The following is an 18205-nucleotide window of genomic DNA, read 5'->3' on the forward strand; positions in this document are numbered from 1 at the left end:
ATGAAAAAAACATTATTTTGTTTGATCCTATGCTCAATATTGGTTCAATCTTCTTTTGCACAACGTTTTGGGAAACTTCTAAAAGAAGCACCTGGAGTAGTTTCCTATACTTTCAGAGATGCTTTTTCTGAAGATGTACCTGGTACATTGGATATGATTAAAGCTATGGGAATAACCAACATTGAATTTTCAAGTCTATTCAAATTAAGCCCTGAAAAGATGCGGGCATTATTGGATGAACGAGGTATGAAATGCACGACCTATGGTGTTGGTTATGGGGATATCAATAATGCTGAGAATGTAATAAAAACAGCTAAAATATTAGGAGCTGAGTTTGTTCGTATACCTTCAATTCCACACAAAAAAGCTATTGATTCAAACATCATAAAAAAAGCTGTTGTTGATTTTAATGCTTTTGGTAAAAAACTTAAAGAAGGAGGTTTGGAGTTTTGTTTCCATAATCATGGTCAGGAGTTTGTACCAGGAGGAGACTTCTTTAAAGAAAGTCTGTTCGATTATCTTGTTCAAAAAACCGATCCTAAATATGTTTCCTTTGAAATGGATGTGCTTTGGGTGTTGGTACCAGGATATGATCCGATAGAATACCTGAAGAAATATCCAAAACGCTTTAAACTGATGCATTTAAAAGATCGCCCTAAAGCTGGTGGTGAAAACGTAGCGCTGGGTAGTGGTCAGATTGATATGAAGGAATTACTCAAAGCAGCTAAGAAAACATCAATTAAGTATTTCTATATTGAAGACGAAAGTAAAGGAGTAAAGCAACAGGTTCCTAAAAGTTTGGCTTACTTAAAAAGCATTTAAATTACTCTTGTTGACTAAGAGTAGGTCGTCTTAATCAAGAACAGAATGATAGATCAATACCGAATATAAACTTTTTCAAAATTAAAATGAGCACAAAAGACTTTTCGAGAAGACATTTTTTAAAGCAGACAATGATGTTGTCTGCCGCCGCCGCAGTTACCCCGGGTATACTGATGGGGATGAGTAAGGGAGATATAAAATTTGCCAGCGCGAATGAGCGGGTAAATTTGGCTTGTATCGGAATTGGAAATAGAGGAGCTGAAATTATACGTGATTTGTATAGAACAGGACTTGTTAATATTGTTGCATTATGTGATGTAGATATGGGTGCAGCGCATACTGAGGCAATTTTGAAAGAATTTCCAAATGTACCCCGCTTTCAGGATTTCAGGAAGATGTTTGATAAAATGAGTAATCAGATAGATGCGGTTACTGTTGGCGTGCCTGATTTTTCGCATTTCCCGATCACAATGATGGCTATGGGCTTAGGTAAGCATGTTTATGTAGAAAAGCCAATGGCTCGTACTTTTAATGAAGTAGAGCTCATGATGAAAGCCGCAAAGAAATACAATAAGGTGGTTACGCAAATGGGTAACCAAGGTCACTCTGATGCAAATTACTTTCAGTTTAAAGCCTGGAAAGAAGCAGGCATTATTAAAGATGTCACCTCAATAACTGCACATATGAATGCGCCAAGACGTTGGCATTCATGGAACCTCAACATGACCTCTTTACCACTTGCTCAAACCATGCCGGATACACTGGATTGGGATGTATGGCAAATGGCAACATCTGGTCATAATTATAACAAGGATTATGTGAATGGACAATGGCGTTGCTGGTTTGATTTAGGTATGGGAGCTCTTGGGGATTGGGGTGCACACATTTTGGATACTGCACACGAGTTTCTGGATTTGGGATTACCAAACCAAATCGTTCCTAAATTGGTAGGACATAACGATTTCTTTTTCCCATTGTGTTCTACAATAGCTTTTAAATTCCCACAGAGAGGAAATATGCCGGCGTTGGACATTAACTGGTATGATGGTGTAAATAACTTACCTCCGATTCCTAAGGGATATGGCGTATCTGGTTTAGACCCGAATATACCACCGCCAAGCACAGGGAAAATTGAACCTGCGAAATTGAACCCAGGAAAGATCATATATAGCAAGGATCTTATTTTTAAAGGAGGTTCTCATGGTAGTACACTCTCAATTATTCCTGCAGAAAAAGGAGCTGCTATGGCTGGTTCATTGCCAGAAGTACCAAAAAGCCCTTCAAACCACTTTAAGAATTTCCTTCAAGCCTGTAAAGGGGAAGAAAAAACACGTTCACCATTTTCAATAGCAGGTCCGCTTAGTCAGGTATTCTGTTTAGGGGTTCTTGCACAGAAATTAAATACAAAGCTTGATTTTGACCGAAAAAACAAAGTAATTACGAATAATAAAGTTGCCAATGCTCTGTTGGTTGGGCCACCACCACGTAAAGGCTGGGAGCAATACTACAAGGTTTAAATAGGATGAAGAATATTTATATTATACTCTCAGTTCTGATTGTTTCAGGCTGTGGAAATTCAAAGAAGTTAAGCCAGGATACTGATGAAAAGGTAAAGTTGATTACGTTAGATCCAGGTCATTTTCATGCAGCTTTAGTTCAAAAATCTATGTATCCTGATGTAGACTCAAATGTTTATGTCTATGCGCCTAAAGGAGATGACTTAAACAGTTATTTGGGACTGATAAAAAAATACAATTCAGATCCAGAGAATCCTACAGCATGGAACGAAATTGTTTATACAGAAGATGATTTCCTTGAAAAAATGCTCGCTGAAAAGAAAGGGAATGTGGTTGTTTTAGCGGGTAATAATCTTAAAAAGATCAATTATATCGATCAATCAATAAATGGAGGTTTAAATGTGCTGTCTGACAAACCAATGGCTATTGATAAAACAGGTTTTGAAACTTTAAAAACTGCATTTGAAAAAGCAGCCGATAAGCATCTTCTACTTTATGATATTATGACTGAACGTTATGAGATCACTAGTGTTTTACAAAAGGAGTTCTCTCAATTGCCAGAAGTTTTCGGAAGTCTGGAAAGGGGTACTTTAGAGCATCCAGCAGTAACAAAAGAGAGTGTACATCACTTTTATAAGAAGGTATCCGGAAATACTTTGATCCGTCCTTATTGGTTTTTTGATGTTAATGAACAAGGAGAAGGAATAGTAGATGTGACCACCCATTTGGTAGATCTGGTACAGTGGGGATGTTTTCCAGAGCAAATTCTGGATTACAAAAAGGATATCGAAATTACTGCCGCAAAACGTTGGAGTACAGATTTGACCCTGGAACAATTTTCGGACATTACTAAGCTAAATACATTTCCTGCTTCACTAAATAAAGACATAAAGAACAACCTTTTAAAAGTGTATGCCAATGGAGAGATTAATTATGTTTTGAAAGGAGTGCATGTTAAAGTATTGGTGAAATGGAATTACAAGGCGCCTGAAGGAACTGCTGATACCCATTACTCAATTATGAGAGGAACAAAGTCAAACTTGATTATCCGTCAGGCAGAGGAGCAAAAATACAAACCAGAGTTGTACATAGAGCCCGTAAATGGGAAGAACCAGATCTTTAAAGATGCTTTGCTTTCAAAAGTAAAGGGATTACAGCAGAAATACCCAGGTATTGATATTGTTGATACTGAGAAAGGCTGGCAGGTTGTTATCCCTGGCAAATATAAAGAAGGACACGAAGCACACTTCGCCCGGGTAACAGAAAATTTCTTAAGTTATATCAAAGCAGGTGCATTGCCAAAATGGGAAGTGCCTAATATGATTGCTAAATACTTCACTACAACATCAGCATTGGAACTGGCGAGACAAAATCGAGAATAAGCTTTTTTGAATTTAAAATGTGTTGATAATAAAGCCTTAGAGAAAATCTAGGGCTTTATGCATTTAAAAGACAATAATATATTTCTGGTAATTGTGACTCTTGAATGAAAAGGAGTTAAATTAGACCTTAATATTTGTAATTTGGATCCCGAATCATCCTGTAGCCAACTGTAAAAAAGAATTAGATTAATAGATTTTGATCCAAAAAAAATTCAAACAAAAAATGATACAAAATAGAGGACTTGATATATTGAAAAAATTTGCACTACTGACCCTGTTAGTTACGGGTGCTATGTATAGTAGTGTAGCAATGGGAACTATAAATTCCATTGTGCTTAGAACAGCAGAGGTGGTAGGACCTTCTGATGAAGAAAAGGCTTTAAAAACCGAAACTCCTTCAAGTGAAGCACACAAAAGCCTTAATGTAATGACATTTAATATCCTGTGGGATAAAATGACAAAGGGGCCAACACAATGGACTTTTCGTAAGCAGGGGATGGTGAATTTAATAAAAAGACATCATCCGGACATCGTTGGTATTCAGGAGGGTTTCATCAGTCAGATGGAATATATTTCATCGGAAGTTAAGTACGATTATTTTGGTTGGGGTACTGATGATGGGAAATCAAATCTGGATAATCCAGGGAAGCGCCAGAGCCTGAATCCAATTATGTATGATCAGAAGAGGTTGAAGGTATTGGAAAAAGGTGTTTTTTGGTATGCTGACCAGCCAAATGTACCAGGCATATTCGCTGGTGAGGATAAGCATTTCAGGAATTGTGTATGGGGTAAGTTCAAAGAGCAGGGTAAAAAGGGTAGAACTTTCTATGTATTTAATACCCATTTTTCACTTAAAGATGATATGCGGCAAAAGCAGGTGATAATGTTGAAGTCGAAGATTAAGGAAATTGCAGGCGACGATGCCGAGGTGGTTGTAACGGGTGATTTCAATTCTGATTTGGTACGCGACAAATCTTTTAGCATGTTGATTGATACGACAGGAGAAATGACATTGGTGGACAGCAAAAGAATTTGCTCTACTCCAGCATCAGGCCCTTCTTTTTCAGGTTCTGGTTTGATGGTAAACTCCAGAACAAAAGGTACGGAGATTGACCATATTTTTGTTCGTAATATTAAATCTTCTATGGCATATAAGGTGATTGATGACTATGAGGGGGATGTTTATCCTTCGGATCATTTTCCTGTACTGACGGTTTTAAAGTTTGATCGGTAAATTTCCATAAGTAATGGAACATATCTCCCTAACGAAAGAACAGGCGCGGAACATTATCATTGATGCTGCCGGGCTAGCCCGGAAAGCACAGTTCGGGGAGGGAATTGAGGCTGTTTATAGAGTGATTGACCACCTTGGTTTTGTACAGTTGGATACGAATTATGTCGTGGAGCGTGCTCATCATCATGTTATGGCAGCGCGTGTACCGGATTATCAAACGGAATGGCTGGCCAACCTTTGTGAAGAAGGCCGTATCTATGAGTACTTCATTTCGGATGCAGGTTATCTGCCAATGCAGGATTTCCGCTTTTCATTGCCTGTAAAAGAGGCTTTTGAAACGCAAGGTAAACCAAACTCTAAGTCGGAAATCAATTTAATGAGGCAAATTCTGGATCGTATAGAACGGGAAGGACCACTTATGATTGGGGATTTTGAGAACGATCGTTTAGAAGCCAGTTCGGGCTGGTGGGATTGGCGGCCTGCTAAGGTTGCACTTGAAGGGCTTTACCTTAATGGAAAGTTGATGATTAGTCGCACTAAATCCTTCCAAAAAGTATACGACCTACCGCTTAATCTAGTACCACAGGAAACAGACTTAAGCATGCCTACAGACGAGGAGTATGCAAGGTTTGTTATCCTACGTACTATAGGGGCACTTGGAATTGCCAATGTCAAAGAAATAGCCTGGCGCGGTCGTCGTGTGAAAGGCAACCTCATTAAAAAGGAATTGGAAAAAATGGCTCATTCCGGCAAAGTAAAGGTGGTAATGGTCGATGATCTGAAAGCTGTGTTCTATATGCTCCCAAATCAGGAAATTAATATAAAACTATCAAATGATGTTTTCATTCTTTCTCCATTCGATATACTGAATGTCTTTCGTCACCGTTTAAAGGATTTCTTCAATTTTGAATATCAGATTGAATGCTTTGTACCTGCGCCTAAACGTGTATATGGTTATTTTTCTTTACCTGTACTCGCGGGAGAAACTTTTATCGCAAGAATGGATGCCAAGGCCGACCGTAAACAAAAGGTATTAATTGTACATAATATTCATTTTGAACCCGTGGATCTCGGACAAGTCATTCTTGAAAAGTTTAGTCAAGTGTTAAAAGAATTTGTGCAGTTCAATCAATGTCAGGATATCATTTTCAAGAAATCCAATAATGAAGAATATTTAAATGTTATCAGCAAAAGTTTTTCATAACATCATATTAAGTATCCATGGCAAATAAGATTGATGAAATGCTATCACAATATAAGCTAGACAAAGAAGTAAGTATTTTGCCTTTGCTGGATGATTTTAAAGATGAAGAAGAAATCAGGGAGTATTGCTGGAAAGTGTTGCGCACTTATCCCGATCTGAAAAAGGAGGATTGGTTCATTGGAATGGAAGGAGGGGATTATATTTACAGTTTTGATGGTAACTACATTTTTATGACTGATGATATTTGGAGTTTTAATGTGATTGCCAAGCAAGCTATACTGGATTTGCTGGTTGAAAAGATGAGGGCATTAAAATAATTGTACTATGGGATTTTATGATTTAAGTAAAACGGAACGTTTAAATGTTGTTGCAGAAATCAATACTAATATACTGAATGATTTGAAGGAAGTTCAAACGGAAAACATACTTACTTATTTTAAAGATGATGATACTTATATTAGAAAATCTGCTTACCTATCTATTGGGAGGATTTATGGAATTCACATAGGTCTGAGGCCTCAACTTATTAATATACTGGAAAAGCTGTTTCTGGATGCTGACTTTAAAGTACGCCAAACAGTCATTAATGCAGCTGGAGAAATTGGGAAGTCGGATTTTGGTTCTGTAAAAAGTTTTTTTGACCGTGGTCTTTTCGATGAACACCATTCTCCGCGCAATGCAGTTATTGGCTCTATAAAGAAGATGGGGGAAGTAAACCCTGTTCCAGTTTTAAACTGGGCAAAACTATACCTGCATCATGAAGATAAAGAGATCCGCAGAGAGATTTGTCATGGTATAGAACTCAGAGGACGTAAGCATCCGAATGATATTTTACCATTATTGCAGGAATTGCAGCATGATAAAACGTCGAGAGTAAGAAAGACCTTAGTTCATGTGATTGGCCAAATTGCTTATAAAAAAGGATGTATAGAAAAAGTCATTGAGCATCTTAAGTGTTGGGAAAACAAAGAACTTGTTGCTGATGCACTGGAAGAAATTATTGATGTACATGAGCGCTACAGCGATTTTTCTGCATTGAACCAAGAGCAAGCCCGCCAGTATATTCTAGATAATTTTAACTCAATACATCAGTGAAATTAACTATCATTCTTAAAATAAATCCAATGGTGCTGATAAAGAATTTTTTCACTTCAAGAGCTCTCCTTTTTATTGGAATAGTACTTTCCTTTTCTGAACAAGGTTTTGCTCAATTAAGAAAATCACATCAACTGACCACTAGAGATACTGTTGTGATTTTACCAAGGGCTGAATGGAAAGCGCAAGAGGCCAGACCTTATAAACAACATGTACCAATAAAGATCACTGTCCACCATGAAGGAGGCAAGGTCTTAACCATCGCCGATGATGCGAGGCAACGGTTAAAGAATATACAAACCTGGACAATGGGACCTGATCGTAAATGGACAGATATTCCATATCACTTATTGATTGCTCCTGATGGAACTGTTTACCAGGGGAGAAATCCATTAACTGTAGGTGAAACCAATACAGAATATGATCCTACGGGTCATTTATTGATCTGCTTCTTAGGTAATTATAATCAGCAAAAATTAGACGATAAGCTTCTTAAAGCATTGATCAATCTATTGGCAGATCAATGTATTAAATACAATATATCAGCTAAAGACATATCCACTCATAGAGACCATAGTAAGCAAACCGCTTGTCCCGGAGAAGATATCTATTCTTATTTTAAAAGTGGGTATATCATAGATGAAGTAAGTAAATTGGTTAATTCGAAGTAGATCTTGATAGCATACATTGATTTTAATTTAGTGCTTCCTTATTATATTTCTGTTTATATTCTAATGGGGATAAGCCTGTAATTTTTCTAAAGACTTCCCGAAATGCCTTGATGTCTGTATAGCCTACTGCATACATGACTTCAGTAATGGTTTTCCGGCAAGTTTCAAATGTCTTTTTAGCGAATTCAATTTTTACTCTTTGCGTATACTCCACAGGTGTATTGCCCGTAGCTTTGATAAACCTTCGGTCAAAATTCCGCCTGCCTATTGAAAAGTGAGCTGATAAATGTTCGATAGAGATTTTTTCTTCAAGTTTACTTTCAATATAAGCTTGTGCTTGTTTTATCACTTCATCGTCGTGCTTTTTTTGCCCGGTAAAAATGGTAAAGGCAGACTGACTTTGCCTGTCTATTTCAATTTGAAATACTTTGGAACAAAAGATGGCAGTTTGCCGGTCATAATATTTTTCTACCAGATAAATCATCAGATTAAGGAATGAGTAAGCCCCACCATTGGTGTAAATTCCATTTTCGTCTGTGATCAGTTGATCAGCATGTAAGTTAACCTTAGGGAAGAATGTCCTAAAGCTATCTGCTGCTGCCCAATGTGTAGAGCAATTTTTTCCATCTAGCAATCCGGTAGACGCAAGTAAAAATGCTCCAGTGCAAATACTGGCAACTTCAGCTCCTGTTTTATACTTTTTGGTTATCCAATCGATCATTAATTGATTCCCTTTTACTGCCTCCTGATAATTATGATTTAATGAAGGAATAATAATGAGGTCTGTTTTCTTTATTGAAGCAATATTGACATGCGGTTTAACAGTAAATAACCCTTCATATAAATCGACTTTCTTAGAAATACCCGCAAGTTGAATATTAAATATTTGTTTTCTTCCTGTATTTACCCAGTGCTCGTTGGCTCTGGTAAATATCTTATATGCACCTATAATGCTACTCAGGTTATTCTTTCCATCCGGAACAAGTATAGTAAGGTGTTTCATCTCTTCTTTTTTAACGAAGATAAAAAAAGCTGTCCAAACCAGCCCGCTATAATGTCTATTTAGCACCCTGAACTGGAGGTTTTTAAATCTTATCTTTACTTAACAGATTTAATTAACAAAAATTGGAGGAATCAATTATGGCAGATATCTTGCATAGAATTGGAATCAAATCGTCATCTATAGATGATGTTTACCGGGCACTGACTACAAGGGAAGGTCTTGCCGGATGGTGGACAAGCAATACCAAAGGAGAAGGCGATCAAGTTGGTAACATTATCGAATTCCGCTTTGGTGCGGGAGGTTTTGATATGAAAGTTACTGATTTGAATGCACCTGATCATGTCGAGTGGACAGTTGCAGCAGGACCAGATGAATGGGTAGGAACAACTGTTATTTGGGACTTGAAACAGGATGGTGATTACATTATTGTGCTTTTCAAACATCTGAACTGGAAAGAGCCTATAGAGTTTATGCATCATTGCAGTACTAAATGGGCGATATTTTTGATGAGTCTTAAATCTCTTCTAGAGACTGGAAGAGGTACTCCTGATCCAAATGATGTCAAGATAGACAACTGGAACTAATATTTGGATAAGCAGGATTTATCGTAACTTGGGGCGTGTGATTTAAACACGCACAAGTTATATTATGAAGACATTAAAGATAGGTTGGGCCGGGCTAGGCAATATGGGAACTCCAATGGCTTTAAATATTCTTAAAGCTGGATACGAACTAACCGTTTATAACCGTAATAAAAATAAGGAACAGGAGTTAACAGCTGCGGGTGCAGGGGCTGTCAATAGTCTTCAGGAGCTGGCATCACATTGTGATATCATTTTCACAATGCTTTCGGATGATACAGCAGTGAAATCTGTTTATAACGAAAATGATGGCTTGCTTTCTGGAACAAAAGCTGGAATGTTATTGATAGATATGAGTACTGTAGCACCAGAAACATCACGTTATCTTGCTGCACAGTGTAAAACCAAACAAGTAGCATTTATAGATGCTCCTGTTTCAGGTAGTGTACAGCCGGCAAAGGAAGGCAAATTGATCATTCTGGCGGGTGCTGAGTTACAAGATTTTGAAAAAGCTAAACCTATTTTGGATGTACTTGGTAAGCTAGCTTTGCACTTAGGGCCTGTTGGGGCAGGTAGTTCTGCTAAAGTTGCCATCAATTATTTATTAGGTATCAATATTCAGGCAATGGCCGAAACAGTGCTTTTTGCTGAACAAAATGGTATTAGCAAGGAAGATATGCTTACAATTATCAATGAAGGGGCCTGTGGGAATGGAATCATCAAATTAAAAACACCTGCTGTATTGGCCGATAATTATCCTCCAGCCTTTGCCCTGAAATACATTGTTAAAGATTTAAAACTGGCTAAAGAGGCCGGACTAAAATCACCTCTTTCTGAACCCTTATTGAATACATTTGAAGCTGCGGCAGCAGATGGGCTTGGAGAGGAAGACTTGATGGCGGTAATTAAATATTTGAAACAGCATTAATACTCTCTTTCATGGTGTATTTAATTTAATATAATGGCAATAATAAGATAAAATTAATACGTTACTATTGTAGAACTGAACCAGGGTAACTTCTTGTAAGTTATCTCTTCAGAAAAAATATATGAATGATTAAATCTTTTTCTTTAGCATTTTATATTTAAATTGTATTTTAATTTATCTATAGTTATAAAACCAATATAATTTTGAATACACAAGACGAGATTTCGGACGTAGACTTTTTTAAGCTTTCTGTAGACAATAGACAGCTTAAAGCATTGTTCGATGAGTTTTATGATCGGTTGGTTTATTTTTCAGTACAGATGCTCAGGGATCAGGCTGCTGCTGAAGATATCGCTCAGGAGTCTTTTATAAAATACTGGGCTCAGCGAGGTGACATATCTGAAGAAAAGCATTCCATTAAAAATTATCTCTATAGTACCGTAAAAAATCTTAGTTTAAATCATATCAGACACGGTAAAGTTGTGAACCAGTATGTCAGCAAACGCCAGGCTGAAGAACTAGAGGAAAGATCCTTTATCGATGCATTGATAACGGCAGAGGTAATTGCACAGGTTCAGTCGGCAATAAAATCGCTGCCTGAAAACTATCGAGTCGTCTCATATCTTGGTTTTTTAGAAGGGAAGAAAAATCAGGAAGTAGCCGATGAACTTGGTATTTCTATAAATACAGTGAAAAAACAAAAGCAAAGAGCTTTGCAGTTACTTAGGCTTAAGCTGTCTGCTGATCTGTTTGCCGTCATTTTATGGCTTTCCGATTATTCCGATTATTCCGATTTCTAAGATCAATCCAGCTCTTTTTTTGTGTAAACCTAAAAAAATTCTTTTTTTCAATTTTTTTTATCCTCTTTTCAAATTGGAGTGTCTTAATGTTGTAAAAGAAGAAAATGAAACAACCTAATCATATTTTTGATGTTAGTAATCTCATAGGGAAGTACCTAAGAAACGAGCTAAGCGTGGATGAAAAGGAAAGGTTAAATATCTGGATAGCTGAAAGCAAAGAAAATAATTTATTATTTAGGCGAATAACTGCAGAAAGCTTCATTCAAGAAGAATTGGTGAGATTCTCTGCTGCTGATAAATCAACGGCCTGGGAAAGAATAAAAAAAGAAACACAAATCACTGAAACTGTAAAAAGGAAAAGTCCATTGCGGCTTATTTTCAGGTATGCTGCTGTTATTTCTTTATTAGCGTTGACTATTACGATTTTTAAAATACAGCAAAAGCAGTCAACAACAAATGAAATGATTGCACTTGATCAGAATGATGTTTCTCCAGGAGGAAATAAAGCAACGCTAACACTTGCTGATGGAACAAGTATTTTACTTGATGACACCAAAAATGGTGAACTTGCTCATCAAGCCAATACTGTAATCAGTAAAAATGAAGCAGGACAATTACATTATCTACACTCATCTAAAGCTACTAATTCGGAATTAAAGGAGAGCCTTTTTAATACCATAAATACTCCTAGAGGTGGACAATTCCAGCTAATTCTTTCAGATGGAACTAAGGTCTGGCTCAATTCCATTTCTTCTTTAAAATATCCTGCGGAATTTAAAGGCAATGAAAGACATGTCGTGTTAACTGGTGAGGCGTATTTCGAAGTTGCGAAGAATAATAAAATGCCATTCATAGTAAATGTTGGGAAAACCAAAGTAGAAGTGTTAGGAACACATTTTAACGTTATGGCTTATAATGACGAAAAGAACAGTGCTATAACGTTATTGGAAGGGGCTGTTATGGTTTCTAACAAAATTTCGACTAATGGAATTATGCTTAAGCCAGGTCAGCAAGCTAATATCGGAAAAGATCAATTGATTAATATAACAGAAGCCGACACAGAACAAAGTGTGGCCTGGAAAGATGGGTATTTCCAATTTAGCAGAAGTAACATTGAGGATGTAATGAAACAGCTCAGCAGGTGGTATGATATAGAAGTTGTATTCGAGGGGGATGTGCCCAAATTTGAGTTGGTGGGGAAAATCAGAAAAAGTGTGAACTTGTCGCAAGTACTAAAAATATTGAACCATAGTAATATTAAGTTCCGCAAGGAAGGTCGAAAGATTATAATATCTGATGAATAGATTACAATTAAATCAAACCAATATGACTGGATAAAGAGACAGAAAATTCTAAAAAGAAACCAGAAGTGGGGTAACACCTCTGGTTATGGTTAAGCTAAAATTAATTATTGAACGAATCATTAATAATAAACTCAAACCAAAGATATGAAACGATTTGAACTTGCATTTAAAAAATGTAAGCAAATGCCTCATATTTAAAACTAAAAGAAACTATGAGAAGAAGACTACGCTGACTAAAAATTAATTCAACTAAGTGCGGGTAAACACTTGGCTGAATTAATGTCCCACCCCCCCTAAGAACGAATCATTTAAATAACCAAACCAATTAAATAAGTATGAAATTTATTTTATGGGATAGAGTATGCTCAAAATTTACTTTATCTACGCAAATCCGTCGTGTTATGAGACTTATTGCTTTATTTCTTACTGCAGCATTTATACAGGTTAATGCTGCAGGATTTTCGCAAACCTTGAGTATATCAGGGAGGAATATTTCTCTTGAAAAAGTGTTTAAGACTATTGAAAAGCAAAGTGGGTATTTCTTTTTGTATAAATATGATGAAATAGAAAAAGCCAAACCAATTAATATCAATTTAAAAAATGTTACGTTGGAGCAGGCGCTTAAACAGACGTTTAATGATATACCATTTACCTATTCAATCGAAGACAAAACAATAGTAGTTTCTAGACTGCCCATAAAGAGGCAGCGCGCGGCTGTTTACCTAGATTTGAAAGGGAAAGTAATCGATGAAACTGGTAAGGCATTGCCGGGAGCCACTATAAGAATTAAAGATGGAAGCCAGGCCACAATAACTAATTCAGATGGTGAATTTACACTTAAAGGAATTGGTATTGAAGCCATTTTGATAGTGTCTTATACTGGGTATCTGACTAATGAAGTTCCCATAAATAACCGTACTCAACTTACGATATCCTTAAAGGAGGACCTGGCTAAGTTAAGTGAGGTGGTAGTAGTGGGATATGGTACTCAAGAAAGACGAAACCTAACAGGAGCAGTAGATCAGATTAGCTCAAAAGATATTGAATCAAGACCTGTATCTAGTATTGCAACTTCATTACAAGGACTTTTACCTGGTTTAAATATCCAGTCGAACAGTGGAGATCAAGGCAAAAACCCTGACATCAATATTCGTGGATTCAATTCATTAAATGGAGGAGGCCCACTCGTTTTAGTCGATGGAATTGAGGGTAATATAGAGAGAGTAAATCCTTCTGACGTTGAAAGCGTAACAGTGCTTAAGGATGCTGCTTCTTCAGCTATCTATGGTGCACGCGGTGCATTCGGTGTTATCCTGATTACCACTAAAAAAGGGAAAGAGGGAGAGATGGTGGTCAATTATACCAATAATATTGGTACGACAACCACAACAACCCGTACGGATTACATTACAGATCCTTATGTATATGGGAAAACGGTTGATGCAGCACTTTTCGGGTATAATGGAACCACATATACAGGCTATAATGATGCAGACTATGAAATTATTAAAAAGGTAGCTTCAGGAGAAATAGCTCCTTATCAGGAACTTCAGACTAATGGGAATTACAAATTTTATGGAAAGACAGATTGGTACAATTATTTGTTCAGACAATGGCAGCCAACTCAAAATCATAACATATCAATCTCTGGAGGGAATAAAAAATTACAAGCCTATCTATCTGGAAGGTATTACAATAGTAGTAGTATCCAGAATATTGTTGAAGCACCTTTAACCAGGTATAATTTAAAGACCAATATAAATTTTAATGCGACAGACTGGCTTCAGATTTCTGATAATATCCAATTTAATACAAGCGATCAAACAGAATATGGTGGTGCCGGAACCAGTTTTGGCGGTATATGGAGTACTACAACCTGGTATTATCAATTCCCTTTTTTACCTAAAGAAATTAATGGTTTACCATTCGATTTCTATGGTGGAGCAGCACATCCTGCTTTGGAGGATGCAAGTAACTTTATTCGTAACTACTCTGAACAACTGATCAATACTTTTAGTGTAAAAGTAACGCCTTTAAAGGATCTTGTTGTTAATTTTGATTACAGTAATAGAATAAATCATATTTCAAACTCAACCCGGTTAAATACTTATCAAAGGCTAACGGGGCCAAAAATTTTGTTACAAACAGCGGGTGTTAACAGATTAACTGAAAACAGGAATAGGAATTACTATAACGCACTCAACATTTTCAGTACTTATGCAAAGGACTTCTCTGATCATCATTTTAAAATTATGGCTGGTTTCAATCAGGAGCATTATGATGAAGATAATGTCTTAGCGGAACAGGGTGGACTATTATTTAATGATCTCTCCAACCTTAATCTGGGGACGGAATTACTTAGGGCAGACGGATCCGCGAGTTTATGGGCAGTGAGGGGATATTTCGGTCGTTTCAATTATAATTACAAAAATAAATATCTGGTTGAGGTTAATGCACGTTATGATGGATCCTCGCGTTTCCCTAAGCAAAGCAGATGGGGTTTGTTCCCTTCAGTTTCTGCGGGATGGTATTTAAGTAGGGAGGAATTCTGGAAGCCAATAGAAAACGTGGTAAGTTCTATGAAAATACGTGCTTCTTATGGTAAGCTTGGTAATCAGAATGTTGGACTTTATACATTTTCTGAAATACTAGGCCTCGGACAGGGAAAATGGCTAGTTAATGGAAGTAAGATAAACTATGCAGGAATACCTGCACCACTTCCTAGTGCTGTAAGTTGGGAGAGTACTAAAACAATTGATGTTGGTGCTGATGTTGCTTTTTTTGGAAATAAATTTACTGCATCGTTTGACTGGTATGAGAAGAATACTTCGGGGATGTATTTACCTGGTCAGCCTTTACCTGCTGTTTTTGGAGCATCAGAACCTAAAGAGAATATTGCAAGTTTAAGGAATCGTGGTTTCGAACTTAGTTTAGGCTATACTAACAAAATTGATTTAGGAGGATCACCTTTAAATTTCAGAGCTACAGCCAGTGTATATAATTTTAGAGGGGTAATTACCAAATACCCAAATCCTAACGGCATTATGAGCTCTTATTGGGAAGGCCAGGAGTTAGGTAAGTTATATGGTTATCGCATAGATGGACAGTTTCAGTCGGACGAAGAGGCCTTAGCTTATCAAAATTCATTTACGAATCCTTCAACCAGTCTTGGACAGGTGTACAAATTTGAACTCAATACCGTTCAGAATAACCAATGGAAAGGGCTGAGAGCTGGAGATATCAAATACCTTGATATAAATGGTGATGGGGCAATTAATAAGGGAAAAAATACATTAGCTGATCATGGAGATTTGGAGGAAATTGGTAATTCAATGCCGCAATTCCCTTTTGGATTTACTTTTGGAGCAGACTGGAAAGGAATTGACTTTTCTGTTGCCGGAACAGGTGTGTCACGTCAGGATTGGTATCCTACGGGTGATATATTTTGGGGTACTTATGAACGTCCTTATTTATCATTTATAAGAAAAGATTTAATAGACAATGCATGGACAACAGATCGTCCAGGCAATACTTTTCCTCAGATTGATCGGGGATATGTTTCGTTAGGTGCACAACGCTCATTGGGTGAGGTTAATGATTATTACTTGACTAATGTTGGCTACTTAAGGGTTCGAAATTTGACTATCGGATATACAATTCCTTCGCAGCTTACTCAAAAATTACACATTAATAAGTTAAGATTCTATTTCAGTGGCGAAAACTTATTTACCTGGAGATTTGGTGATTTAACCAGATACATTGATCCTGAGCAAGCGGGTTCTGGTATTAATTATAATAATCCAAGTGATGCAGTGAAGCAAGCCCGTGTTGAAGATTATCCAATGGGTAAAACCTACTCATTTGGTCTGAGCTTAACCCTATAGAAATAATTGAAATCCAAATAGAAAGACAATGAACAAAATACATATAATATCGGCTATCGCATTCCTTTGCTTATTTAACATTGGCTGTAAAAAAGGGTTTTTGGATACGACTCCAAAAGACAGATTAGATGCCAATGTGTTTTTTAATACAGCAAAAGACCTGGAGGTATATACTAACGGATTTTATGAAATGTTACCAAGTACAACTGTTTATGATGCATCATACGGAGAATCGTCTGACGATATCGTTCCATTAATAGTACCCGAACGAATCAGAGGAAATAGACTGGTTCCTGTGGGACGTGGACTAGGTGGTTGGAAGTGGACTGATTTGCGTTCCATAAATTACTTTCTTGAGAATTATACGAAATGTGAGGATCCTGTTGCTCGAGCAAAGTACAGTGGAATTGCTAGATTTTTTAGAGCAAATTTTTATTACGACAAAGTTAAAATGTTTGGAGATGTACCTTGGTATAACCGTCCGTTAAAAGCTGGTGATGAAGATTTGTATAAAGCACGGGATTCACGTAAGCTGGTTATGGACTCTGTTTTGGCAGATATCAATTATGCAATTGAAAATATACCTGTAGAAATTCAATTGAGCAGAATTACAAGATATACGGCCTTAGTACTTAAGGCCAGGATATGCTTATTTGAAGGGACTTTTAGAAAATATCATAACCTTGGTGATCACGATAAGTTTTTAAATGAAGCTGTTGCTGCTTCGGAAGTATTGATTAGCAGTGGAGCCTATTCTTTGCATGTTGCTGGCGGGGCTAATGTTGCCTACAGGGATTTATTTGCCAGAAACAATCAGACCACTGGCGAGACTATTTTGGCCAGAGATTATAATCCTGATTTTGAAAGACATGGCCTTGGTAATCTGATGACTTCTCCTACAATGGGTTCATGGGGTATCGCTAAAGATTTGATAAACAGTTATCTGCTTAAAGATGGAAATAGATTTACAGATATTCCGGGATACCAGACAAAAGGTTTTTATGATGAAATGCAGAATAGAGATCCTCGTTTAACGCAAACAACTGCGGGACCCGATTTTACAGCCTTTGGCGAGACAACAAGAGAACCTGTTAATCTAAATGCTACTACCACAGGATATAGGGTAATTAAGGCCCTTGCTACCAGAGATCAGTGGAGTACAGCTTTTAATGATATTATTTTATTCCGTTATGCAGAGGCCTTGTTGATTTTTGCTGAAGCAAAGGCAGAACTTGGAACCATAACGCAAACAGATTTAGATAAGAGTATCAATAAACTCCGTGATAGAGTTAATATGCCACATTTAAATATGATTACGGCTAATGCAAGTCCTGATCCATTTCTTATGTCTATGTATCCGAATGTAAATAACGGTGCACTCAAAGGTCTTATTTTAGAAATCCGCAGAGAACGTAGAATTGAATTAGTAAATGAAGGTTTTAGATGGGATGATTTGATACGCTGGAAAGAAGGGAGTAAAGTACAACAGCCTATGGTAGGGATTTATTTTTCCGGATTAGGGGCTTTCGATTTTAATAACGATGGTAAGGCTGATGTATACGTACATAACGGTAATACTTCAGGAGCTCCGGTAGGTATTACCTCTTTCATCAATATCAATCAGAGACCGCTAACTAATGGTACTTCAGGTAATTTAAAACCATTAAGTATCACTCTAAAATTTGATGAAAGTAAAGATTATTATTATCCGATCCCATCAGAAGACATTACACTGAATCCTAATATTATTCAAAATCCTTTCTGGAAGTAATAAACTTAA

General features: G+C 37.0%; 15 protein-coding genes. 14 read left to right on the top strand and 1 reads right to left on the bottom strand.

Translation table 11 applies throughout. The annotated features are described in order from the left end of the window. The 8 genes from WC623_RS14465 (at position 1) to WC623_RS14500 (ending at position 7925) form a co-directional block, all read left to right on the top strand. Complete coding sequence (locus WC623_RS14465) at positions 1-822, top strand: sugar phosphate isomerase/epimerase family protein (protein ID WP_372852245.1); 822 nt, start codon at positions 1-3, stop codon at positions 820-822. Positions 823-908: 86 nt separating this feature from the next. Beyond that, positions 909-2339 (top strand): Gfo/Idh/MocA family oxidoreductase, encoded by a 1431-nt coding sequence (locus WC623_RS14470; RefSeq protein WP_372852247.1) that lies wholly within the window; start codon positions 909-911, stop codon positions 2337-2339. Positions 2340-2344: 5 nt separating this feature from the next. After that, positions 2345-3721, top strand: coding sequence for a putative oxidoreductase C-terminal domain-containing protein (locus WC623_RS14475; RefSeq protein WP_372852249.1), 1377 nt, complete (start codon positions 2345-2347; stop codon positions 3719-3721). A gap of 223 nt (positions 3722-3944) precedes the next feature. Next, positions 3945-4955 carry an endonuclease/exonuclease/phosphatase family protein gene (locus tag WC623_RS14480; RefSeq protein ID WP_372852251.1) on the top strand — a complete coding sequence of 337 codons (1011 nt, stop codon included), beginning with the start codon at positions 3945-3947 and terminating at the stop codon, positions 4953-4955. A 13-nt stretch (positions 4956-4968) separates the two neighbouring features. After that, on the top strand, positions 4969-6159 hold the full coding sequence (locus WC623_RS14485; protein ID WP_372852253.1) for a winged helix-turn-helix domain-containing protein: 1191 nt from the start codon (positions 4969-4971) through the stop codon (positions 6157-6159). Positions 6160-6176: 17 nt separating this feature from the next. Further along, on the top strand, positions 6177-6476 hold the full coding sequence (locus WC623_RS14490) for a hypothetical protein (RefSeq protein ID WP_372852255.1): 300 nt from the start codon (positions 6177-6179) through the stop codon (positions 6474-6476). Between the two features lie 7 nt (positions 6477-6483). Then, positions 6484-7254 carry a HEAT repeat domain-containing protein gene (locus tag WC623_RS14495; RefSeq protein WP_372852257.1) on the top strand — a complete coding sequence of 257 codons (771 nt, stop codon included), beginning with the start codon at positions 6484-6486 and terminating at the stop codon, positions 7252-7254. Further along, a complete protein-coding gene (locus WC623_RS14500; RefSeq protein ID WP_372852259.1) occupies positions 7251-7925 on the top strand; it encodes an N-acetylmuramoyl-L-alanine amidase in 675 nt (224 codons plus the stop codon). Before WC623_RS14495 ends, WC623_RS14500 begins: the two co-directional genes overlap by 4 nt. A gap of 22 nt (positions 7926-7947) precedes the next feature. On the opposite strand, the gene WC623_RS14505 is transcribed toward WC623_RS14500, so the two are convergent. Next, positions 7948-8928 carry a GlxA family transcriptional regulator gene (locus WC623_RS14505; RefSeq protein ID WP_372852261.1) on the bottom strand — a complete coding sequence of 327 codons (981 nt, stop codon included), beginning with the start codon at positions 8926-8928 and terminating at the stop codon, positions 7948-7950. A 137-nt stretch (positions 8929-9065) separates the two neighbouring features. Between WC623_RS14505 and WC623_RS14510 the strand changes: the two genes are divergently transcribed. The 6 genes from WC623_RS14510 (at position 9066) to WC623_RS14535 (ending at position 18196) form a co-directional block, all read left to right on the top strand. After that, positions 9066-9512 carry an SRPBCC domain-containing protein gene (locus WC623_RS14510; protein ID WP_372852263.1) on the top strand — a complete coding sequence of 149 codons (447 nt, stop codon included), beginning with the start codon at positions 9066-9068 and terminating at the stop codon, positions 9510-9512. A gap of 64 nt (positions 9513-9576) precedes the next feature. After that, positions 9577-10437 (top strand): NAD(P)-dependent oxidoreductase, encoded by an 861-nt coding sequence (locus tag WC623_RS14515; RefSeq protein WP_372852265.1) that lies wholly within the window; start codon positions 9577-9579, stop codon positions 10435-10437. A gap of 203 nt (positions 10438-10640) precedes the next feature. Beyond that, the gene (locus tag WC623_RS14520; protein ID WP_372852267.1) at positions 10641-11237 is read left to right on the top strand and encodes an RNA polymerase sigma-70 factor; all 597 of its coding nucleotides are present in this window, start codon (positions 10641-10643) and stop codon (positions 11235-11237) included. A gap of 104 nt (positions 11238-11341) precedes the next feature. Beyond that, positions 11342-12541: a FecR family protein gene (locus WC623_RS14525; RefSeq protein WP_372852269.1), complete on the top strand. Its 1200-nt coding sequence runs from the start codon at positions 11342-11344 to the stop codon at positions 12539-12541. A gap of 335 nt (positions 12542-12876) precedes the next feature. After that, positions 12877-16425, top strand: coding sequence for a TonB-dependent receptor (locus tag WC623_RS14530; RefSeq protein WP_372852272.1), 3549 nt, complete (start codon positions 12877-12879; stop codon positions 16423-16425). 28 nt (positions 16426-16453) lie between these two features. After that, positions 16454-18196, top strand: coding sequence for a RagB/SusD family nutrient uptake outer membrane protein (locus tag WC623_RS14535; protein ID WP_372852274.1), 1743 nt, complete (start codon positions 16454-16456; stop codon positions 18194-18196). The last annotated feature ends 9 nt before the right edge of the window (positions 18197-18205 follow it).

It is taken from the genome of Pedobacter sp. (assembly GCF_041645105.1).
GTDB lineage: Bacteria > Bacteroidota > Bacteroidia > Sphingobacteriales > Sphingobacteriaceae > Pedobacter.